Origin of the sequence: Burkholderia theae, from assembly GCF_048565265.1 — a bacterium.
Classification (GTDB): domain Bacteria; phylum Pseudomonadota; class Gammaproteobacteria; order Burkholderiales; family Burkholderiaceae; genus Burkholderia; species Burkholderia theae.
Genome location: NZ_CP183463.1, coordinates 1,128,893 through 1,149,665, shown reverse-complemented (window position 1 = coordinate 1,149,665; position 20,773 = coordinate 1,128,893). Strand labels below are relative to the sequence as shown.

Below are 20,773 nucleotides of genomic sequence, written 5' to 3'. Positions count from 1 at the left end.
GCTTAGCCTCCCGCGTCCGCCGTGACGCTCCCGATCAACGTGCAACCGCATTCCGTGCGATGACCGTGCATCGCCACTCGCCTGTTGCCGATGGTGAACGTCGGATGCGCGTCGATGATCCGGTTGACGCCGTGCAGACGGCCTTCCGGATATTTTTCGGGGCAGTCGACCAGGTCATCCAGCCGAGCGATCGGCCGATCACCGATGGTGTGGGTTTCCGAGCCGGTAATGACCCGGCCACCGTGTGAGGTCATATCACCGACCACGATAATTTTCTGTGCCATGTTGGTTTTCCGCGTCAATGACTTGTCACGATTGCGCGCGCGACCACGCTTTGCTCCCGCGTTTCAATTCGTCCCATACCCATCCTGGCATCCGGTCCAGCATCGTGTCGAATGTCCCGCCTGTCCGGCGACGAGCCACCAACGCGTCCCGGATGTATCTGTGCTGATCGAAATCGGCGCCGTAGCGGTAGGAGTAGTCGCAATAGCCAAGCCGGTCCCTGGGTTCGACGAATCCCCATTCCAGCGCTCGCCTGTACCGTGGTTCGAATTCAAGGAACCGGCTTCTGTAGGACCGCGTTTCATCGATGTGTCCCAGGTCGATCAGCGACGCCATCAGTTCGTCGGGTTCGGTATGCGCCATTAGCCTGTCAATATCCTTCTGGTCGAGTTCGATCATCACCGACCGGGAGATTCGGCCCGTGTTCAGCGAATCGTTCTCGACCGCCTGCCACTGCTCGTGACGCCCGCGATACTTGAGCCGCTCGATCGGCGCCATGAACACGTCCCGGATCTGGTCGCCCCACATATCGAGCACCGCGCCGGTGTTACGGGGGTCGAAAAACCGTACCATCGCGGTCGCACCGTCTCCGATTCCCGCAAACAGGAACGCACGCAGATGTGTGGCCAAATCCCGAAGCTCAACACCACTCCAGACGAGCGTAAGACACGGAGAATGAAGATCGATCCGATCCAGCTCAGTCACCCAAGCAGCGTCCGGGTCATCAATCCGCGCTAGAAAAAGCGACGCCGGACCCAGTTGCGCCTCAGGCAACCCCTCATAGAGTGAAACGAACTGAGTGCCGGACTGCTCGAGCAGGGGTTGAAGCCTGGCCGGACTGGCTGCGCCGTCGATCAAACCGAATGTCGAGGATGGTTGCTGCATAAGATTGACTCTCTCCACTACCTCTACGCCCACGCCGCCTTGCCGACGCTTCCTACTGCAAGCAATTCGGATTCCGAAGTCATTCCGAGATAAGCAATCCGCTTTTTCCCGCCTTCAAAAAAAACACGAGGCCAGCCATAACCACCCGGCGCGTATTCGTGGAACCAAGGCACGCGGAACCAGATGCGGCTGTCGTGGACATAGTCATCGAGCAGTGTGATGACGTCCTTATCAAGACGATTGGCCGCATCCATCGATGCGTGTTTCTTCAGGAAGCCGACGACGCCACGCGCGGGCGCTGCCACGAGATCATTTGACCGACTGAAGTTGCCGAAAAGCGTGCTCCAGGTGGTAGCGAGCAGGACGCCGCTCTCGGCGAGCGTGACCTTGGGCGTGTCATGACCGGGCTGCTCATGTTCCACCGAAAGTGTCGTTGTGGTTCTAACCGCGTCCGGGTATGCGTTAGGCGGCGCATTGACCCTGTGCTCGGTCACGGTTACCTTCCACTTCGTCTCCCGCTCATCGGGATGCAGGTAACCGAGCAGCAGGCGCATTTCCTCCGCGCCCTGGCGCAGGTCGGTCTGGTCATTGGTCGTGACATCCCATACGCCTTCACCAGGACGTGCCGGCGCGGCATTCTCGGCATCCGGGTTAGCCTTTGGATGAGCCACTTCACCGCACAGCGCTTCGGTGCGGCGATCGATCTCAAGCTTCGTTGCCGCGATCTGCTCGTTCAGCTCCATGATCCTGGGCATGTTCGCCGGATACCGATGGTTATCCGTTGTCTGGATCTTCTGCTGCTGAAGCCGCGCCAACTTTGCATTGAGGGCCTTCAGTTGCGGATCGGATTTCTTCGCTTTCTCCAGCGCCTCTTCGACCTTGTAAGGCGTCATGCCGTCTTCCTTCGCCTTGAGGAAGAACTCCCGGTCGGTCACGTAATCCGTCGTACCGTACTGTGCGCGCAAGGTCCGCCACGCCAGCATCTCGGTCATGCCGCGACGGATCGCGTCCTCCATGCGACCGATCGGTCCGGCGGTTTTCAACCAGCCGTTGAATGCTTCGATTGTTGTAGGAAACAGATCAAAATCTGCAGCCAAGTCCCCCCTGGACAGAATCTCGTCGCCCTTCATCATCGGCACGCCATATTTGAGCGCGTGAATGTACATGTCGTGCAGCGGAATCTGGCTGAGCTTGCCGCCGTCGCCCTTGTCGGGATCACGCCCCTTGCCCTGTTCGTTCGGCGCATAGCCACCGCCGACATCCGAATGCACACCTGGGTAGGCGATTTCATGACGTACGTCACCCGGGTAGCCGCCGCCTACCTCGCGGATCGAATCGACCGGAAAGCTCATGCGCTGCTCGTGGATCGAAAACGCGTGGACACAATAGCGAACAGAATCGGGAATACGCATGGCGCCGTTGTTGGCAAAGGCGAAGTGCCCGTCGAACGAGCCGATATTGACGGCTGCGCGGGTCGAATCTGGCGGGCCAACGGACGCAACGGTATCGAACAAGCCCATGAAGTTCACTTGATATGTCAGCGCATACTTGCCGGCAAACTTCTTCGAGAGATTTCCACCTGGTGCCCAGCTGTTCACCAGCTTGTGGACGAATGCCCGCGCGCCTGCGGCCCCGCGAGAAAATCCGATCACGTTGATCCAGATCTTTCTGATCGTTCCGGGCGGGTGATTGTCATCGACCGCAAGCTTGTGGGTTACGCCCATCGTCTGGAGCGGTTCGTCGAACCCGCTCATGTCGCCGTTTCCCGCTGCTTTGCATAACTTCTCTGCTTTGTCACGAGAGATCAGAGGCAGGGTCTTGTCGGGCGCAATGGCGTAATACACGGCATTCAACACGCGAATGTAGCCCAATACGCAGCGGGGGTTGAAACCATCCGCCATCGCCTTTCCCATCTGCAGATAGGTCTCTTCGCCAATTTCGGGTAGGGGTGTTCCAACACCTGAAATATAAAACTTATAAACTCCATTATTTACATCTTCGCGTGCGACATTAAAAAGACGCGCGACGTTGGTATGGGTGCGATTGATCGAATCTCGCAGCGGGTTATCGGCAGCATCATTATTGTTCGTGCCGTCAAAGAACAGACTGATCTGTAACGTCTGCTGACACGACCGGGTTTCGTCATGGATCCGCAGAGTACCCAGCTCAAACGCGTCTTCACTTTGAGATAGCGGCAGCCGTCCACCATCCGGCATTGCTTCAGGCCATCGAATCGTCACTGCACTCCTCCCTTCCTGTACCGTCGGTTCCATTCATCGTCCAGTACGCCCTGTGCGATATACGGATCGTTATCCGCTGGGCGGTTGTTCGGATTGTTCCCGCCATCTCGATTGCCATCGGTCAACATTATGCGAACCCGATCTCCGAGTAGGAAAATTCCCCACGCGTCGCCCGTATTCCCGCTGACATACGGTGCAATTCGCACGTTTTCCGCCTTGTACCAGTACCCAGGCGTTTTCCCGTCCTGCTTCTTGTCTACCAGCCAGCGTACCGTCAGCCTCAGATCCGGTTGCCACTCCGCGGGCAAGCTGGTGCAACAAACCGCGGCCCCTCCTCCAGATGGCCTGCCATCTGGCCGGATTGGCATCACATTGGGTCCTCCGCCACCAATACGGCTCCCACGTGGACCGGTGATCGAAAACGTGTGGATGTACCACGGCGTGTAGTTCAACGCCTTGGTATCCCCCGACATCAACCTGACTCTTTTAGGCACATCCACTGATACTTCCGTCTCTGTCGACTGCCCTCCTGCGCACGCAGCCAGCAACAAACTGAATGCCGCCAGAACGCTCATCCCAACAACACGCCATCGATTCGTCATTGCATCCGCCCTCTCAATCATGAGCCGGCGGATAACGCCGATTCCACTCTTCATCGAGCATGCCCTGTGCGATATATGGATCGTTATCTGACGGACGGTTGTTCGGGTTGTTTCCACCATCTCGATTACCATCGGTCAACATTATGCGAACCCGATCTCCGGGTAGGAAAATTCCCCACGCGTCGCCCGTATTCCCGCTGACATACGGTGCAATTCGAACGTTTTCCGCCTTGTACCAGTAGCCCCATTTCTTTCCATCCGGTCGCTTCTTCTCCACCAGCCAGCGCACCGTCAGCCTCAGATCCGGTTGCCATTCGACTGGCAGGCTGGTGCAACAGACGGCTGCCCCACCTCCAGACGGCCTACCATCCGCCTTCACCGGCAACACATTCGGCCCTCCGCCACCAATCCCACTCCCACGTGGACCGGTGATCGAAAACGTGTGGATGTACCACGGCGTGTAGTTCAACGCCTTGGTGTCTCCCGACATCAACCTGACTCTTTTAGGCACATCGACTGATACTTCCGTCTCGGTCGACTGCCCGCCAGCGCACGCAGCCAGCAACAAACAGAGTACGGGCAGAAAACTGGTCACAACAACATGCCATCGATTTTTCACTGCATCCCCCTTCTCAATCATGAGCCGGCGGATAACGCCGATTCCACTCTTCATCGAGCATGCCCTGTGCGATATATGGATCGTTATCTGACGGACGGTTGTTCGGGTTGTTTCCACCATCTTGATTACCATCGGTCAACATGATGCGAACCCGATCTCCGGGTAGGAAAATGCCCCACGCGTCGCCCGTATTCCCGCTGACATACGGTGCAATCCGCACGTTTTCCGCCTTGTACCAGTAGCCCCATTTCTTTCCATCCGGCCGCTTCTTCGTCACCATCCAGCGCACCGTCAATTTCAAATCCGGTTGCCATTCGACCGGAAAACTGGTGCAACACTTCCCACCACCTTCTGATGGCCTGCCATTCGCCTTAATCGGCAGTACATTCCCCCCCCGCCACCAATCCCACTCCCACCTGGACCAGTGATCGAAAACATGTGGATGTACCATTGCGTGTAATTCAACGCCTTGCTATCTCCAGACAGAAGTTTGACTTGTTTGGGCACCTCGACTGCTTCTTCCGTCCCTGCCGGCTGTCCTCCTGCGCATGCGGCCACCAACAGACTGAGCACCGCCAGCACGCTCGCCCCAACAACACGCCATCGATTTGTCACTGCATTCCCCTTCTCGATCATGAAGAAGATGAAGTTGCTTGCCGCAGGACCAACGCAGAACCACCCCGTGCAGCCTTGAGCAGGCATTCAATGCAGATGCTCTTCGGCGGAAGGTTGACGGGCGTATCACTCGGCCCCGGTAGCGAGTGAGTGGAGGCGAACGCAACAAACTTTCCAGGCGTAAAGATCTGCGCACCACTGTCGTCCAGCACCATGCGGGTCTTGCCGCCTTGCAGTTCCAGCTTTTCAACGCCCGTGATCCGGATGACCTTGGTTAGCAACTGGATCGACTTGGCAGACTCGAGCCTGATCGAGTTGGTCACCGCATGAAGAATGATGTCGCCCATGGCGGCCGAGATCCTGACGGCCGCTCGTTGAGCAAACAGGCTGATCGTGTCTCGCACGCTGGCAAAGAAGCTGCGACCGGTCGCGATGCCGACGTGCCCTTCGCTCGTTACTGCAACTTGCTGCGCCGCCACGTGAACCGTTGCGGGCGTCGTGACTTCAACACCGGCTTTGCCGGCGATAAGCAAATGGGGCTCGGAGAATTCCGGAAACGGATTTTCATCATTCGCGACGCCACGGATCTGTCCGTTCTGCGCCTCGATCGTCTTCGCCAGATCGGACTGATGCCCGTTAGCCTCCTGTGCTTCAACTTCCTGGGCGGCGCGGCTCATGGCGGCGTGAAGACCCTGTGCATCTTCGAGCCGTCGAAGCGTTTCCGACATGGCTTTAGCATGGCCATGCGCGTTGGGACGCCCTTCTGTCGTGAGCAGCATGCCCGTCGCCGCACGGAACACACCGTCCCCATCGGTGCGCAACTCGGCTCCCCGACCACGCTCGTCCTGCCTACCGGCATTGCCGGCGATACGCGTGATGTAACCCAGATTCAACTGCGAGCTGCCTTCATCACTCGACAGATGCGCCTGGATCTTTCCGTTGGTATCGTCGAAAGCCAGGGTGTTCGCCCGCCGACCCTCGACTTCGCGGCTGCGGAAACCGGCCAGCGCGTGGTTTTCCGGTAGCGCGAACGGTGGCATGTTGAATGCGTTCGTCGCACTTCCGACGATGATCGGCAAGTCCGGATCGCCGTTGACGAACGCGACTTCGACCTCATGCCCGCGGCGCGGCAGGAATATCCCGCCGAACTGATCGCCGTGCCATGCCCCGGCAACACGTACCCAGCAGCTCGAACGCTCATCGTTCTTTCCGAGGCGGTCCCACAGGAACTGGAGTTTTACGCGACCGTATGCGTCGGTCCAGATTTCCTGATTCTCCGGGCACGTCACCACCGCATACTCGACGCCGGCAACGCGCGGCTTCTCGATCGTGCGAAGCAACCGGAAAGGTTCATTGGACGGCTGCAACGTAAAGTGCGCTTCGCAACGGTAGCGCTGACCGGAACCCGACGCCTCCCCGATCTCCTCGATCGTCAGCGTACTGGCAATGACCGCATACTCGCGATTGGCCGCGGTCTGCGGGTAGTGCGACAGCACGAATGTTTGCCCGGTCACGACACCGCGCAGATTGCCTTTGCCCGATGCCCTGAGCCCCTGGCATCGGTAAGCCTGCATCTGCACGATCGTCAGGTATTCCGCCTCGGTGCGCGGATCGTTGTGGTCGCCGGACAGACCCGCCGCTCCCGCCTGGGGCTGCGCATGGTCGCCCCACGTGTAATGTTCCTGATGGGCGAGCCCCGTGTCGCGAGGGTCCTCGCGCTCGATCCGCAGATCCGCCCGCGGCCACGTGTAGTCATAGTCGACGCTGGTCACGGCGCCTGTCGTCAGCGCATGCGACACCGACAGATCGTGAATGTGCTCTTCGTCGATGCGCCGGGCGCTCGGTGCCTGGTAGAGAATCGTCGCATACGCGTCGCCGAGAGGCTGAAGCGCGCCCAGCGAATCGACGAGCACAAGCCGATGCTTGCCTTCGCTATGCTCGAAGAAATAGAAGATGCCCCATTCTTCCCAGATCCGCTGCAGGAACGTCCAATCGCTTTCGCGGTGCTGCCGCTGAATATCGCGCTTTGGCCACGCCTTGTTCGGGCGTGGCGTGGTAAGCCGCTTGTCGACGGGAAACGGATAAGCCGATAGCACCGCATCCGTAATCTCGATCACCGACATATCCTGAAAGATGCGGCAATCGCAATTCTTGGTTGCGTGCCAGAGCCACGGCCGCAGCGTAAGCGCGTAAACGATCGAACGACCGTCCTCGCGCAAAATTTCAGCGCGACTCACGATTCCGGTGATTTCGCGCGTTCCTGCTCCGATGTTGGCCAACCCTGCATCGCCAACAAGGCCGCGAATGAAGTGCCCCTTGCCGTCGATTTGGATTAAAACCGTTATTTCGGTGCCGATCATCTTGTCGAGCTGGATGTTGGCCGCAATGCTCTGCGAGAACGCGAGCGCATCCGGCGTTTTCAACTCGAGTATGTACTCGAACAGCTCACCGATCGTTTCCCTGCCGGTGAGCTTCACCGGCGTAAGGATCGGGTGATCGCCATACATCGGCAGGGCCGCGCCCGAAACCGAGAGTGTTCGTGGTACGTCAAATAGAGCCATCTCGACACCTCCGTTGATTCAATCGAACCACCGACCGCTCACAGCGGTCCCGTCGTCCCAAACCCGTCGCCCCTACGCGCGCACGCCCCAAAGCTCCAGCTTCAACGACGGAAAATCCCCCGCCACGTGCAGCGCAACGCCACCGTGGCGCACGACTTCCTCCCACATCGGTCCACCCTGGGTCAACTCGTAGTAGATGTATCCCGCATTGAACGGAATCTGCCGCGGCGGCACCGGAAGCGCCTGCAGGCTGATACCCGGCAGGTGACTGCGCACGAGGCTCGGCAGCTTCTCCGAAGGCCCCGCCTTCGCCTGCGCGAGAAACTGCTGCTTCAGCACATCGGGCGGCATCGCCGCGTGTACGGCCAGGACCAGTGCAGTAAACCCCCGCATGTCGACCGGATCGATCACCGCATTGCGCATACCGTGCCCCCGATCCTCGAGCGCAATGCTTTGTGCACTCCGCACCAACACAGCGTTGAGCAGTCGATGCGTGTCGTCGACGATCGGCTTCAGGCACAGGTGCGGCGTCGTATGCTGATACGGCGGATGTGTATCGAGCGGCCGGCGCGTATCCGTGCGCAGATGGGTCGACAGTTCGCCCGCCATGCCGATCAGCAGCGCATAGACGTCCGCGGGCGACGTAGTCGGCACGCGCAGCATGTGCTGCAGCAGCGGCTCGTACCGGTTCAGGATCTGCAGCAACAGGTAATCCGTGACCGTTGCCGCACTCGCGGTGGTGTCGTCGGTGCCCGCCAGTCGTTGTGCCAACGCATTCGCACGCAACCGCGCGAGATCGTGAATCTTACTGACCCAGCTGGTCAGCAGGTCGCTTGCCCCATAACCCGAAACAGGCGGCACGAGCGTGTTGTCGAGCTCGATGCTGCCATCCGCGCGTATCGTCTTCACGCTGGTGAGCGCGAGGCCGATCCACGCATCACCGAGCTCTTTCTCGGGCAGCAGGCGCAATCGCAGATTCGAAAGCTGCACGGACTCGGGTGCGAGGCCGATCGAATTCGTGTCGCGCAACTCGGTATCGAACACGAGGTAACGCGCCAGCGAATCCGAGGTGTTCTCGAACGTCGTCTCTTCGCAGTTCGGCAGTCGGACCGGTACCGCCAGATAGATCACCTGATCGAGATGTTCCGGTCGGATCGTCAACGGAGGCGGCAGCGGCGTGTTGCCCGGCGCGTCGAACGGCGAGCCATCGGCGAACACGCCGGCGGCGGATTTGACGATCACCTTGCCGAGCGCGAGCGATTCCAGATCGAGTGCGTAGTGCGCAAAACCGAAAAAGAACGGCGACAGCGGCGCCGCGCGCATGTGCGCGTACTTCTCCAGATAACGATCCTGTTGCTGGAACAGTTGCGGACGGAAAAACAACCCTTCCTGCCAGGCGACCTTGGCATACCAGCTCATACGTACCGTCCGTTTCGTTGCGCAGCGTGATTCATTTCTTGGTTTCCTCGATCCTGACGGCCTTTGCGTCGAGATCGATCTTCAGTTTCAGCTTCGGCGTGGAGAAGCGGTACCACGCCTTGTCGGGTGGGACCGGCATCGTGTACACCGTCCGCCACACGGTATTCGGCAAGTCGCGATAAGCCGCGATCACTCCGATGGCGGTCGTTTCCGGATCCGGACGCCGGACAATGGCCCGATGCTCGCCGGGCCGCAGTTGTACTTCATCGCGCTTCATGATGTCGTCGCCCAATACCGTCTTGTCCTGGCTCTGCAGCGTGAAGAAGTCCGCCGCCTTGAAGGCGTTGTCGTTCTTCAGTTCGTAGACGCGCACGACAATCGGCGCGGCCCGTCCGCGGTCGTCGGGATTGACGTCGGCCTTTGCGTCGACAGTCATTTCAAGCCGGATCGCTTCCTTCGGTTTGGACTCGCCACCCGCACAGGCGGAAAGCAGCACGACGCTGGCGAGCGGGGCGACAGTCAGGATCGAACGCATGCAGATTTCACCTTGATGGACCGCGGGATGCGCCGCGCGGAGAAAGCAAACTTCTTCCGACGCGCGGCATCTCGCGGGCTTACGCTTCCTTGTTGCCCTTGATGTCGAAGCCGGCCGTCACCGCACCGCCGCTGCCGCCCTGCGCGTTCTGCACGACGTACTCCTGCTTCACCTTCGCGAACGACAGCGACACCGTTTCGCGGCTCTTCTCGGCGTCCATCTTGCTGCCCGACGGCTTCACGCGCGTAACGATCACGTCGCTCATCGTGAGCTTCAGGTACTCGAGCGGGTTGCCACCGGCCTTGCGCATCACGAGCGTCGCCTGGTCGATATGCTTGCCGGTCAGCGCATACTTCATCAGGTTCGGGCTCGCGCGATCGATGTTGTGTTCGAACGTCAGATCCTTGACCGTCGCCTTGCCGGCACCGCCGCCGCTGCCCGCGTGCATCGTCGATTCCTGCAGGATCTCCCAGTCCCAGTTCAGGACTTCGATCTCGTCCTTGTGCTTGTCGTCGAGCGATTCGCCGTTGATGCCGTCGATCTTCAGGAAAATGTCTTGTGCCATGCCAATGCTCCTTGAGTGAGTGAAAACAGGTCGAGCGCCACGAGAGAAAGAGGTCCGATGCCCGACCCGAGAGGGCCAAGCTTCTCTATCAGGCCGCTTCCTTGATCGACGGCAGCTTGGTGACGAGCCGCAGCGAAACCGTCAACCCCTCGAGCTGGAAATGCGGACGCAGGAAGAATTTCGCCTGGTAGTAGCCGGGATTGCCCTCGACTTCTTCGACGAGGACTTCGGCTGCTGCGAGCGGACGGCGCGCCTTGGTGTCTTGCGACGAGTTGGCCGGATCCGCGTCGACATAGTGCATGACCCATTCGTTGAGCCAGCGCTGCATGTCCTCACGCTCCTTGAACGCGCCGATCTTGTCGCGCACGATGCATTTCAGGTAATGCGCGAAGCGCGAGCATGCGAACAGATACGGCAAGCGTGCCGACAGGTTCGCGTTGGCAGTCGCATCCGCGTCGTGATATTCGGCCGGCTTTTGCAGCGACTGCGCACCGATGAAGGTCGCGTGATCGGTGTTCTTGCGATGCACGAGCGGAATGAAGCCGTTCTTCGACAGTTCGGCCTCCCGGCGGTCCGAGATCGCGATCTCGGTCGGACACTTCATGTCGACCCCGCCGTCGTCGGTCGGGAACGTGTGGCACGGCAGGTTCTCGACCGTGCCGCCCGATTCGACGCCGCGAATCAGCGAGCACCAGCCATACTGCTTGAACGAGCGGTTGATGTTGACGCCCATTGCATACGCCGCGTTCGCCCACCCGTAGCGGCTGTGATCCGAGCCGTTCGTGTCTTCCTCGAAATCGAACTCGTCGACCGGATTGGTCTTCGCGCCATACGGCAGGCGCGCGAGGAAGCGCGGCATTGCGAGCCCGACGTAGCGCGCATCCTCGGTGTTCCGCAGCGAATTCCATGCCGCGTATTCGAGGTTCTGCGTGAAGATCTTCGTCAGGTCGCGCGGGTTCGCGAGCTCCTGCCACGACTCCATCTGCAGCACCGACGGTGCTGCGCCCGTGACGAACGGCGTATGCGCGGCCGCGGAGACCTTTGCGATCGAACCCAGCAGGTCGACGTCGGGCGGCGTATGGTCAAAATAGTAGTCGGCGACCAGGCAGCCGTACGGCTCGCCGCCGAGCTGGCCGTATTCCTGCTCGTAGATCTGCTTGAAGAGCGGGCTCTGGTCCCACGCGATGCCCTTGTATCGGCGCATCGTGCGATGCAGTTCGTTCTTCGAGACATCGAGCGCGCGAATCTTGAGGTGCTCGTCCGTCTCCGTGTTAGACACAAGGTGATGCAAACCGCGCCACGCCGACTCCAGCGCCTGATAGTCGTCGTGGTGGAGAATCAGGTTGATCTGTTCGGAGAGCTTGTGGTCGATCTGCGCGATGATCGCGGCAATGCTCTTGTACGCATCGTCGCTGATCGTGGTCGATTGCGTCAGCGCCTGCTCGGCGAGCGTCTGGACCGCAAATTCGACCGCTTCGCGTGCCTGCTCGGTCTTCGGGCGGAACTCCCGTTCGAGCAGCTGCGTAAAGTCGGACTGGGTAGCCGTCTGAGCTTGATCGGCCTGTGCGTGCTGTTTCGCCATGGTGGTCATCCTCGATCGTTTCGTCGGTCAGTTCGTTTCGTTCTGGTCGTCCGCCTCGCCTTCGTGGCGCACGGGCTTCGGCGCGGCGGCCAGCGACTTGAGCAACGCCGGGTCCTGCAGCAACTGGGTAACGAGCGCCTCGGCGCCCGACTTGCCGTCCATGTAGGTCTGCAGGTTCGCGAGCTGCGTACGTGCTTCGAGCAGCCGGCGCAACGGCTCGACCTCTCGGGCGACAGCGGCCGGCGAGAAGTCCTCGATGCTCTCGAAATTCATGTCGACCATCATCTGGCCTTCACCCGTCAGCGTGTTTGGCACGGCAAACGCGACGCGCGGACGGATTGCCTTCATGCGCTCGTCGAAATTGTCGATATCGATGTCGAGGAACCGCCGATCCGATACCGCCGGCAGCGGCTCAACCGGATGCTTGCCGGACAGGTCGGCCAGCACGCCCATCACGAACGGCAGCTCGACCTTTTTCTCCGAGCCGTAGACCTCGACGTCGTACTCGATCTGCACACGCGGCGCACGATTGCGCGCGATGAATTTCTGCGAACTGCTGGAAGCGGACATGAACAGGTTCTCCTGAACGGTGGTAAGTGGACGGCGCTCAGCAAAGCGCTTCGTCCAAACGGGATGGCAATGCATCGAACGTCAACGCCTGCACAGGCGCAGCAGCTGGATCGGCGACGCCGATTGCGATACCTTCAAGCGCGGCCTTCGACGTGAACGCGTCGAGCCAGAGGGCCGACAGGCGCGGCAGTACGTGCTGTTCGATGAAGCCGATGAGGATGCGCGCACCGGTCTCCTGTACGAGACAGCGGCCGACGATGTAGTCGACCACCGCATCGTCGTAGGTGAGCGCGATTTGATGGTTGTCGGCCATGCGCTTCACCACGCGTCCGAGATGCAGGCGGACGATGCGGGCGAGCGCGGCATCGGCCAGCGGCCGGTACGGTACGACCGTTACCCGCCCGAGAAAGGCCGCCGGGAAGGCTTTCAGCAATTCGGGAGTGAGCGCGCCCCGCAACCCGTCCATATCGGGCGACAACACTGGATCCGCGCACAGGCTCGCGGTCAGATCGGCACCGACGTTGCTGGTCAGCAGGATGGTCGTGTTGCGGAAATCGATGTGGCGGCCGTCGCCGTCCTCCATGTAGCCCTTGTCGAACACCTGGAAGAACATTTCGTGCACGTCGCGATGAGCCTTTTCAACCTCGTCGAGCAGCACGACCGCGTACGGACGGCGACGCACCGCTTCGGTCAGGACCCCGCCTTCGCCATAACCGACGTAGCCGGGCGGGGCCCCCTTCAGGCCCGACACGGTGTGTGCTTCCTGATACTCGCTCATGTTGATCGTGATCAGGTTCTGTTCGCCGCCGTACAGCGCCTCGGCCAGCGCCAGCGCCGATTCCGTCTTGCCCACGCCCGACGGCCCCGCAAGCAGGAACACGCCGAGCGGCTTCTTCGGGTCGGTCAGGCCGGCCCGCGCGGTCTGCACGCGCTCGCCGATCACGCGCAGCGCATCGGTCTGGCCGATCACGCGCGCCGCCAGCGTTTCGGGCAGTCGGCGCACCGCGGCCACCTCGTCCGTGACCATGCGACCTACCGGGATACCGGTCCAATCCGAAACGATCTCCGCGACGATCGCCTCGTCGACTTCCGGAAACACGAGCGGTGCCTCGCCCTGGAGGTTGGCCAGCGCATGCTCGAGCTTGCGCAACCGTTCCACCGGCATCGGCGAGTCGTCCTGCTCCCCGGCGAACCCTTCGCGGGCGACGCGCAACGCTTGCGCGGCCGCCGCCTGTTCACGCCACCGGGTCTCGACCGCGTTCGCGTCCGACGTCAGCCGGTCGATACGCGCACGCACGGCGGCCAGCCTTTTGTCCGCCTCGAGCCCGATCCGGGCTTCCTGCACCAGTAGCGTCTCCTCGGCACGCGCGGCCGCGAGCCGTTGACGCGCGTCGTCGAGCTCGCGCGGCGTGGCATGTTGTGACAGCGCGACCCGCGCACAAGCGGTATCGAGCAGGCTGATCGCCTTGTCCGGCAACTGGCGTGCCGGAATGTAGCGGTGCGACAACGTCACTGCACCCCGGATCGCCTCGTCACGCACCACGACACCGTGATGTGCCGAAAACGTTTCCGCGAGGCCCCGCACCATGTCGGTGGCAGCAGCTTCGGATGGCTCCGCGACCTGCAGCACCTGGAAACGCCGGGTCAACGCGGGATCCTTTTCGATATGCCGCTTGTATTCGGCCCAGGTCGTCGCGCCGATCGTCCGGATCGTGCCGCGCGCGAGCGCCGGCTTCAGGAGGTTGGCAGCGTCGCCCGTGCCCGCCTGGCCGCCCGCGCCGATCAGCGTATGGATTTCGTCGATGAACAGGATCACCGGGGCAGCCGATTTCGCTGCCGCGTCGAGCAGGCTCTTCAAGCGGGCCTCGAACTCCCCCTTCATGCTGGCACCGGCAAGCAGCGCCCCGACATCGAGACCAAGCAGCCGCACGTCGGCCAGCTTCGGCGGCACGTTGCCCGATGCGATCGCGCGTGCGAGGCCTTCGACCACGGCCGTCTTGCCGACGCCGGCTTCGCCGGTCACCAGCGGGTTGTTCTGCCGCCGGCGCAGCAACACGTCGATCATCGTGCGGATCTCGAGCTCGCGGCCGATGACCGGATCGATTTCGCCAGCGCGAGCCCGCGCCGTCAGGTCCGTGCAGTACTGCTCGAGCGAACCGCCCTTCGGCGCGCCCGGCATCGCGCCGGATGCTTCGCCCGGCGTGGCGGGCAGCCATTCGCTGCGGTCGTACGGTTCATCGGCCGCTTCCGGCGAACCCGCGATCCAGGCCGGAAGCACGTCAGCGAGGCCGTCGACAGGGATCTTGCCGAACGCGGGGGAGACGGCAAGCAACCCGCGCCGCAAGTCAGACGTGGACACGAGTGCCGCGATCAACCACGCACCGCGCACGCGGCGGTCACCGTATTCGAGCGTCGCAAGCACCCACGCGCGCTCGATTGCCGATTCGACGTGCGACGAAAAATCGCTGATCGAACTTGCACCAGCAGGCAACGCAGACAGTGCCCGCGCGAAGTCACGCTCGAGCGTATTGCGATCGATCCCGGCGTGGCGAACGATCCGCTGAAGGTCGCCGTCCGGCTGCTGCAGCAGTTGATGCAGCCAGTGGACGAGTTCGACGAACGGATTCCCGCGCAACTTGCAGAAATTCGTTGCCGACTCGATACCCCGGTAAAGCTGAACCCCGAGCTTACCGAACAATGCTTGGCGCGAAATGGTCATGATGTTCTTTGTTGTTGGTCGTGATGCCACGAGCATCATTCCGGCTCCATCAGGAGTGCTACGCAGATGCTTCGCCCGATGCCGCTGGAAATACTCGATACATCGCTCTCTCTTCGACCCGATTCAATCGGCCAAATCGAATCGGAGCGGCATTATCGGCATGAAATTCAATTACAGTCAATCCATTCCACTCACCAAAATTACCGAAATCAAATTACGGCACCCCTGGTATACCCCGCATCGACCACGCCCCGATCACGCATATTTTCACGAGCAACATCACGCCAACCGATCCAGATCAAGAAAATACAAGTCCTTGTTATTTTGAGATATTTTCACTAATCCTGTTATTTGCATTTTTTCACAAATACGTATCAGCATGATTTTCAAATCATTTCCACGCTAACTGTTACCGTATTTAACACTTCATCATAAATCTCAAAAATATTCCGAACCAATATCGACGAATCGATAATCCACATGACGATGGACGAACCACCTGGACTCGTGGTTAGAATGCGAAATTCTTGTCACCGGACACCCAGATGCGTTTCTTTCGTCAGCCGTGGCGTCGCCAACCGGATATTTCGCACGACGAGCCTGTGCTTGACGGAAACCGGGAACAGCAGAAGCCCTACGTGGAATATCACGATCTTCCGGATTACGAAGTGGTCGACCATCCGCGCAGCAACGATGACGTACTGGTCGATCTCGGTATCGGAGGCATGGACAGTGCCGATGCACATGTGCGCACCCCGGCCAACGCCGACGGTAGCGACTCGTTGGTCGAGACGTTGCACGCGCAGTACTGGCGCGCGCTGACCGATCCCCACGCGTCGGTTGCGGCGGATCTGATGCCACTGGGGGATCAACCGACATCGCACGCGCCCGTGCCAGATCCGCAAGTCGATCCTGGCGTACGCGACGAATGCGATTCGATCGAAGTGCTATTGCGCGGCAACCCCAAGCTGGAAGATGTGTTCGAGCAACTCGATCGGCACGCCGGGCACATCCTGGACGATGAACCCGTGCCGGAGATCCTGCGACTGTTTGCCCCTCCGGAATTTCACGCGGCGGCCGCGCGGCAGGGGTCGGCGCTGCCGCCCCCGCTCACTCGGCGCGAACACCACGCGCTGTCGGTAGACAGTCCGCTGTCCGCCCCCGAACGCAGGGACGAAGGATGATTCACCGCGAGACCTCCGGCTCACCCCAAGCCAAATGCTTGAGTGACGCTCCGCTCAGCGAACAGATCGAGCGCATCTCGACGCACTTGCGCGCGCAGCCAACCACGGCATCCCATCGGTGGGCGCTGTTCCAGTTGATGTGCGTAACGGGTGAATGGCCGCGAGCGATCCAGCAGTTGCAGACGTGGGCGAAGCTCGAACCCGGCCAAGTGGAAACCGCACAGGTCTATCGCGACCTGATCCGTGCCGAAAGCTGGCGCAAGCAGGTCGTCGACGGACACGTACGCCCGGGCTTCGTGTTCGAGCCGACCGCGTGGGTCGAGGGTCTGCTGAATGCGCTGCGCCTGGCTGCCTGCGAACAAAGCGAGCAAGCCGACGATGCGCGTGAGGCAGCACTCGACGCCGCGCCGACCGTTGCCGTACGTATTCCGCAGGGACCTGCAGACTGGATCGTCGACAGCGATTCACGTTTCGGCCCGGTCTGCGAGGTCGTCACGGCCGGGCACTACCGCTGGGTGCCGATCGCCGATCTCGTAGCGTGGCGCGTGTCGCGTCCAACAAAACTGGTCGACCTGGTTTGGGCGCCGTGCACGCTCACGCTCGTCGACCAAAGCATCGTCCACGGTTTCATGCCTTCCCGATATCCGGGTTCGGAGACCGGTGACGACGCTGTGCGCCTCGGGCACAAGACCGTTTGGCAGGCGCACGGGCGAACCGGTGTCATAGGTTTCGGCCGAAAGACCTGGATCACCAACCAAGACGACTTCAGTCTGTTCGAATTGCCGAATGCGGAATTCGGCACGCATGGCATCGACGGCGCCGCCGGAAGGGAGCGAGTCGATGACTGATCGCAAAAGACCGTCGCACGCCCCGGATACGCTGGCGGTCCGCACACCCCGCCGAGCCAACGCGCACCTGATGCCGACCCTGCTCGACCGGCTGCGCGACGACGCACCGCATCGCCACGTCGAAGCCCCGGAGGAATATACGGTGACGCGCAAACAGATGCGTGACATCGTGCAGCGCGACCTCGCCTATCTGCTGAACACGACCAGCATCGAGGATCAGATCGATCGCGCGCACCATCCGCACGCGGCGGCTTCGACCGTCAACTTCGGCGTGCCGCCGGTCGCGGGGGCCTTTATCGCGTCACGTCAGTGGAACAGCGTCGAACGCATGATCCGGCAGGCCATTACCGATTTCGAGCCGCGTCTGATTCCGGATTCGCTGGTGGTATCGCCTCGTCATGCCGACGACGGCGGCGAGCATCACCATGTCCTGGCGTTCGAGGTTCGCGGACTGATTCATATGGACCCGTACCCGCTCGAATTCATGGTGCAGAGTTCGCTGGATCTCGAAACGAGCGAGATTCGCATCACCGGCATGCGCACCAGCTAGGCGCAACGCGGCACAACGACAACGACGAGACCTATCCGATGGACCCGCGACTGCTCGACTACTACAACCAGGAACTCATCTACATGCGCGAGCTGGCAGCCGAATTCGCGCATGCACACCCGAAGATCGCACGTCGGCTCGGCATGCAGGCAGGCGAAGTGGCCGACCCCTACGTCGAACGCCTGATCGAGTCATTCAGCTTCATGGCCGCGCGCATGCAGATCAAGCTCGACGCCGAATTTCCGCGCTTTACCGAGCGGCTGCTCGAGGTCATCTACCCGAATTACGTTGCGCCCACACCGTCGATTGCCGTCGCTCGCCTGTATCCCGGCCGGGCGGAGGGCAACCTCGTCAAAGGGTATCGTATCGCGCGCGGCACGTCGTTCACCGCCCGGGTTCCCGACGGAGAGAGAACGGCGTGCCGGTTCACGAGCGGGCAGGACGTCACCCTGTGGCCGCTCACGATCACCGACGCGCGCCTGACGGGCGTGCCGCCGGACATCCCGGGACTCGCGAGATACGTCCCGCCCGATACACAAGTACGCGGCGCCTTGCGGTTGCGGTTGGCGACGACCGGCGACGTGCGGATCGCCGATCTGAAGGGCCTCGATCGGCTCCCCGTTTATCTGGCCGGCGATGAGCAAGTGGCCTCTCACCTGTTCGAACTGCTGCACGCCGGCGCCATCGCGTCCGTGATCGGCGCACCCGGAGAGTTCGGCCAGCCGGGCCGCTCGCTCGCCGCCGTCACGCAAGGCGCAGTGGAGCACGAAGGTTTGCGCGCCGGTCAACACCTGTTGCCGCTCACCTGGGCGAAGTTCCACGGGCACAACCTGTTGCACGAGTACTTCGCGTGTCCCGCGCGGTTCTGGTTCTTTGCGTTGACTGGCCTTGCCGAAGGCTTTGCACGCACTGACAGCCGCGAGATCGAGATCGTCGTGCTGCTCGACCGCCCGCCGGCCGAGCTCGCAAACCTCGTCGATGCGTCACGCTTCGCGCTGTTCTGCACGCCGGTCATCAATCTCTTCAGCAAGCATACCGATCGGATCGAGATCTCACCGCGCGAAACCGAGTTTCACCTCGTGCCGGCTCGACTGGCGCCGCTCGACTACGAGGTATTTTCGGTGGAGACCGTGTACGGGCAGGTGGCCCTGACATCCGACGAACTTGAATTCCGTCCGCTCTACCAGACACTGAACAACGACGAAGGCAATCACGGACGTTATTTCTCGATGCGGCGTGAGCAGCGCCTCGTGTCCCATTCCTCGCGTCGTTATGGCACACGCACACCTTACGTCGGCACCGAGGTGTTTCTCTCGCTCGTCGACCAGAACGAGGCCCCTTACGCCGAAAACCTCCGCTTCCTGTCGGTCGACGCGCTCCTGACCAACCGGGATCTGGCCACGCTCGTGCCGCGCGACGGCGTGCGCGATCTGGAGACCGCGGAGTCCGCGCCGGTAGAAAGCATCGGTCTTATCCGGCCGCCGAGTCCGCCGCTACCGCCGTATGCCGAGCGGGACATGGCGTGGCGCCTGATCCGCCAACTCAACTTCAATTACCTGCCGCTCGACGATCTCGATCACCGCGAAGGCGGCCAGGGGCTACGCGATCTGCTGCGTCTGTACCTCGCGGAAGGCGACTCCGCGCAAAACCGGCAAGTCGAAAGCCTGGTCGGCGTCAAGACGCGTCCGGTGACGCGCAAGCTGCCGGGGACCGGCCCGATGACGTTCGGGCGCGGTGTCGAGTGCTTGCTGACGGTCGACGAGACCGGCTTCTCTGGCGTAAGCCCCTATCTGTTCGGCACGATCCTCGAGCACTGGCTCGCACGGCACGTATCGATCAACAGCTTCACGCAGACCGAACTGCATTCGATGCAGCGCGGGCGCATTGCCCGCTGGCCGGTGCGCACGGGCGCACGCGGAGTCCTGTGATGAAACGCGCGACGCTGCCGGCGCTGCTGCGAGACAGCACGCTGTCGCCAGAGCTGCTCGAACACTTGCAGGCCGAGCCCTGGCGTTTCGGTTTCCTGTCGCTATTGCGACGCATCGGCGCGAATCCGGCGATCGATCCGATCGGCACCGCACGTCGGCCTCGTTCGGAACCGTTCCGGCTCGGCCAGCAGCCGAGCCTTGCGTTCGCGCCGCGCGAAGTTGCCAACGCGCACGAAGCCGACGGGCGACTGAAGGTGCGGCTGTTCGGCCTCGGGATGCTTGGCCCCAATGGCCCGCTGCCGATCCACGTGACCGAGATCGCGAAGGATCGCGAGGACAGCCGGCGAGATACGACGACGATCGATTTTTTCGATCTCTTCCATCACCGCTTCTTCACGCTCCTCTATCGCGCGTGGGCGTCGTCCCAGTCGACCGCCGGGCTCGACCGGAAGGACAACGAGCGGTTTTCGTTCTACGTCGCGAGCCTCGTCGGGCACGACATCGGCGAAATCAGCCGGCGCCCGCTGCCCTCGCACGCACGTCTCGCCGCCACCGCGCACCTCGTGCGCGAAGCACGCAATCCGGACGGTCTGCGTGCCACGCTCGAACGCTACTTCGGCGTGCCCGTTGCGATCCAGGAGAACGTGTTTCACTGGATCGAGATCGACCCCGCCGACCTCGGCCGCATGGGCCGCCCGGGGAAGGTGGCAACGATGGGGCAAGGCGCGATGCTCGGCCGCGTCGCACCCGATCGCCAGCACCGCTTTCGCATCGTGATCGGCCCGGTCGATCTCGACGCCTATCTGCGCTTCACGCCGCAGGGCGAGGATCTGCCACGGCTCGTCGAGTGGGTGCGCGCGTTCGTCGGTTACGAGCTGGAATGGGAGCTTGAGTTGCGGATCAAGCCGAAGAGTGCGCCGCCGGCGGTCATGGGCGGCCGGCAGCGCATCGGATGGTCCGGATGGCTGGGGCGCCCGGACCCGCGCAAGCCCATTGTCGGCATGCGATTCGAGCCCGAACGTTACGTGCGGCCTATCGATCGCCGTGTCACCGATACCAGGAACTGACC

At 61.6% G+C, this 20,773-nt stretch carries 18 protein-coding genes; 5 read left to right on the top strand and 13 right to left on the bottom strand.

Annotation, left to right across the window (positions count from 1 at the left end):
- Positions 1–2 precede the first annotated feature (2 nt).
- The 13 genes from ACN22W_RS37715 to tssH all read right to left on the bottom strand — a co-directional run bounded on the left by ACN22W_RS37715 (position 3) and on the right by tssH (position 15,194).
- Positions 3–284, bottom strand: a complete 282-nt coding sequence (locus tag ACN22W_RS37715; RefSeq protein ID WP_419690156.1) for a PAAR domain-containing protein — start codon at positions 282–284, stop codon at positions 3–5.
- Between the two features lie 25 nt (positions 285–309).
- Positions 310–1,167: a DUF4123 domain-containing protein gene (locus ACN22W_RS37710; protein WP_419690155.1), complete on the bottom strand. Its 858-nt coding sequence runs from the start codon at positions 1,165–1,167 to the stop codon at positions 310–312.
- A 23-nt stretch (positions 1,168–1,190) separates the two neighbouring features.
- Positions 1,191–3,440 carry a phospholipase effector Tle1 domain-containing protein gene (locus ACN22W_RS37705; RefSeq protein WP_419690154.1) on the bottom strand — a complete coding sequence of 750 codons (2,250 nt, stop codon included), beginning with the start codon at positions 3,438–3,440 and terminating at the stop codon, positions 1,191–1,193.
- Entirely contained in the window at positions 3,404–3,880 is a 477-nt protein-coding gene (locus tag ACN22W_RS37700; RefSeq protein WP_419690747.1) for a DUF3304 domain-containing protein, read from the bottom strand. Before ACN22W_RS37700 ends, ACN22W_RS37705 begins: the two co-directional genes overlap by 37 nt.
- Positions 3,881–4,022: 142 nt before the next feature.
- Positions 4,023–4,682: a DUF3304 domain-containing protein gene (locus tag ACN22W_RS37695; protein WP_419690153.1), complete on the bottom strand. Its 660-nt coding sequence runs from the start codon at positions 4,680–4,682 to the stop codon at positions 4,023–4,025.
- Positions 4,642–5,079 (bottom strand): DUF3304 domain-containing protein, encoded by a 438-nt coding sequence (locus ACN22W_RS37690; RefSeq protein WP_419690152.1) that lies wholly within the window; start codon positions 5,077–5,079, stop codon positions 4,642–4,644. Before ACN22W_RS37690 ends, ACN22W_RS37695 begins: the two co-directional genes overlap by 41 nt.
- Before the next feature lie 181 nt (positions 5,080–5,260).
- A complete protein-coding gene (locus tag ACN22W_RS37685) occupies positions 5,261–7,804 on the bottom strand; it encodes a type VI secretion system Vgr family protein (RefSeq protein WP_419690151.1) in 2,544 nt (847 codons plus the stop codon).
- 72 nt (positions 7,805–7,876) lie between these two features.
- Positions 7,877–9,223 carry a type VI secretion system baseplate subunit TssK gene (gene tssK / locus ACN22W_RS37680; RefSeq protein WP_419690150.1) on the bottom strand — a complete coding sequence of 449 codons (1,347 nt, stop codon included), beginning with the start codon at positions 9,221–9,223 and terminating at the stop codon, positions 7,877–7,879.
- Positions 9,224–9,254: 31 nt separating this feature from the next.
- Positions 9,255–9,758, bottom strand: coding sequence for a type VI secretion system lipoprotein TssJ (tssJ, locus tag ACN22W_RS37675; protein ID WP_419690149.1), 504 nt, complete (start codon positions 9,756–9,758; stop codon positions 9,255–9,257).
- A gap of 79 nt (positions 9,759–9,837) precedes the next feature.
- Positions 9,838–10,323: an Hcp family type VI secretion system effector gene (locus ACN22W_RS37670; RefSeq protein ID WP_048249919.1), complete on the bottom strand. Its 486-nt coding sequence runs from the start codon at positions 10,321–10,323 to the stop codon at positions 9,838–9,840.
- 88 nt (positions 10,324–10,411) lie between these two features.
- Complete coding sequence (tssC, locus tag ACN22W_RS37665) at positions 10,412–11,905, bottom strand: type VI secretion system contractile sheath large subunit (RefSeq protein WP_419690148.1); 1,494 nt, start codon at positions 11,903–11,905, stop codon at positions 10,412–10,414.
- A gap of 27 nt (positions 11,906–11,932) precedes the next feature.
- Positions 11,933–12,475 carry a type VI secretion system contractile sheath small subunit gene (gene tssB / locus ACN22W_RS37660; protein ID WP_419690147.1) on the bottom strand — a complete coding sequence of 181 codons (543 nt, stop codon included), beginning with the start codon at positions 12,473–12,475 and terminating at the stop codon, positions 11,933–11,935.
- 37 nt (positions 12,476–12,512) lie between these two features.
- Entirely contained in the window at positions 12,513–15,194 is a 2,682-nt protein-coding gene (gene tssH / locus ACN22W_RS37655; protein ID WP_419690146.1) for a type VI secretion system ATPase TssH, read from the bottom strand.
- Positions 15,195–15,739: 545 nt separating this feature from the next.
- Between tssH and ACN22W_RS37650 the strand changes: the two genes are divergently transcribed.
- From ACN22W_RS37650 to tssG, 5 genes are read left to right on the top strand one after another with little or no spacing between them, the layout of a single operon-like run.
- A complete protein-coding gene (locus tag ACN22W_RS37650) occupies positions 15,740–16,378 on the top strand; it encodes a TagK domain-containing protein (RefSeq protein WP_419690145.1) in 639 nt (212 codons plus the stop codon).
- Positions 16,375–17,226, top strand: coding sequence for a type VI secretion system accessory protein TagJ (locus tag ACN22W_RS37645; RefSeq protein WP_419690144.1), 852 nt, complete (start codon positions 16,375–16,377; stop codon positions 17,224–17,226). Before ACN22W_RS37650 ends, ACN22W_RS37645 begins: the two co-directional genes overlap by 4 nt.
- Positions 17,219–17,776 (top strand): type VI secretion system baseplate subunit TssE, encoded by a 558-nt coding sequence (gene tssE / locus ACN22W_RS37640; protein ID WP_419690746.1) that lies wholly within the window; start codon positions 17,219–17,221, stop codon positions 17,774–17,776. The genes ACN22W_RS37645 and tssE overlap by 8 nt, the downstream gene beginning before the upstream one ends.
- Positions 17,777–17,814: 38 nt before the next feature.
- Positions 17,815–19,704, top strand: coding sequence for a type VI secretion system baseplate subunit TssF (gene tssF / locus ACN22W_RS37635; RefSeq protein WP_419690143.1), 1,890 nt, complete (start codon positions 17,815–17,817; stop codon positions 19,702–19,704).
- The gene (tssG, locus tag ACN22W_RS37630) at positions 19,704–20,771 is read left to right on the top strand and encodes a type VI secretion system baseplate subunit TssG (RefSeq protein ID WP_419690142.1); all 1,068 of its coding nucleotides are present in this window, start codon (positions 19,704–19,706) and stop codon (positions 20,769–20,771) included. Before tssF ends, tssG begins: the two co-directional genes overlap by 1 nt.
- Positions 20,772–20,773 lie beyond the last annotated feature (2 nt).

Coding starts and splice junctions, on each gene's coding strand:
- ACN22W_RS37715 (WP_419690156.1), bottom strand. CDS start 284: ATGGCACAGAAAATTATCGTGGTCGGTGATATGACCTCACACGGTGGC.
- ACN22W_RS37710 (WP_419690155.1), bottom strand. CDS start 1,167: ATGCAGCAACCATCCTCGACATTCGGTTTGATCGACGGCGCAGCCAGT.
- ACN22W_RS37705 (WP_419690154.1), bottom strand. CDS start 3,440: ATGGAACCGACGGTACAGGAAGGGAGGAGTGCAGTGACGATTCGATGG.
- ACN22W_RS37700 (WP_419690747.1), bottom strand. CDS start 3,880: ATGTCGGGGGATACCAAGGCGTTGAACTACACGCCGTGGTACATCCAC.
- ACN22W_RS37695 (WP_419690153.1), bottom strand. CDS start 4,682: ATGAAGAGTGGAATCGGCGTTATCCGCCGGCTCATGATTGAGAAGGGG.
- ACN22W_RS37690 (WP_419690152.1), bottom strand. CDS start 5,079: ATGGTACATCCACATGTTTTCGATCACTGGTCCAGGTGGGAGTGGGAT.
- ACN22W_RS37685 (WP_419690151.1), bottom strand. CDS start 7,804: ATGGCTCTATTTGACGTACCACGAACACTCTCGGTTTCGGGCGCGGCC.
- tssK (WP_419690150.1), bottom strand. CDS start 9,223: ATGAGCTGGTATGCCAAGGTCGCCTGGCAGGAAGGGTTGTTTTTCCGT.
- tssJ (WP_419690149.1), bottom strand. CDS start 9,758: ATGCGTTCGATCCTGACTGTCGCCCCGCTCGCCAGCGTCGTGCTGCTT.
- ACN22W_RS37670 (WP_048249919.1), bottom strand. CDS start 10,323: ATGGCACAAGACATTTTCCTGAAGATCGACGGCATCAACGGCGAATCG.
- tssC (WP_419690148.1), bottom strand. CDS start 11,905: ATGGCGAAACAGCACGCACAGGCCGATCAAGCTCAGACGGCTACCCAG.
- tssB (WP_419690147.1), bottom strand. CDS start 12,475: ATGTCCGCTTCCAGCAGTTCGCAGAAATTCATCGCGCGCAATCGTGCG.
- tssH (WP_419690146.1), bottom strand. CDS start 15,194: ATGACCATTTCGCGCCAAGCATTGTTCGGTAAGCTCGGGGTTCAGCTT.
- ACN22W_RS37650 (WP_419690145.1), top strand. CDS start 15,740: ATGCGTTTCTTTCGTCAGCCGTGGCGTCGCCAACCGGATATTTCGCAC.
- ACN22W_RS37645 (WP_419690144.1), top strand. CDS start 16,375: ATGATTCACCGCGAGACCTCCGGCTCACCCCAAGCCAAATGCTTGAGT.
- tssE (WP_419690746.1), top strand. CDS start 17,219: ATGACTGATCGCAAAAGACCGTCGCACGCCCCGGATACGCTGGCGGTC.
- tssF (WP_419690143.1), top strand. CDS start 17,815: ATGGACCCGCGACTGCTCGACTACTACAACCAGGAACTCATCTACATG.
- tssG (WP_419690142.1), top strand. CDS start 19,704: ATGAAACGCGCGACGCTGCCGGCGCTGCTGCGAGACAGCACGCTGTCG.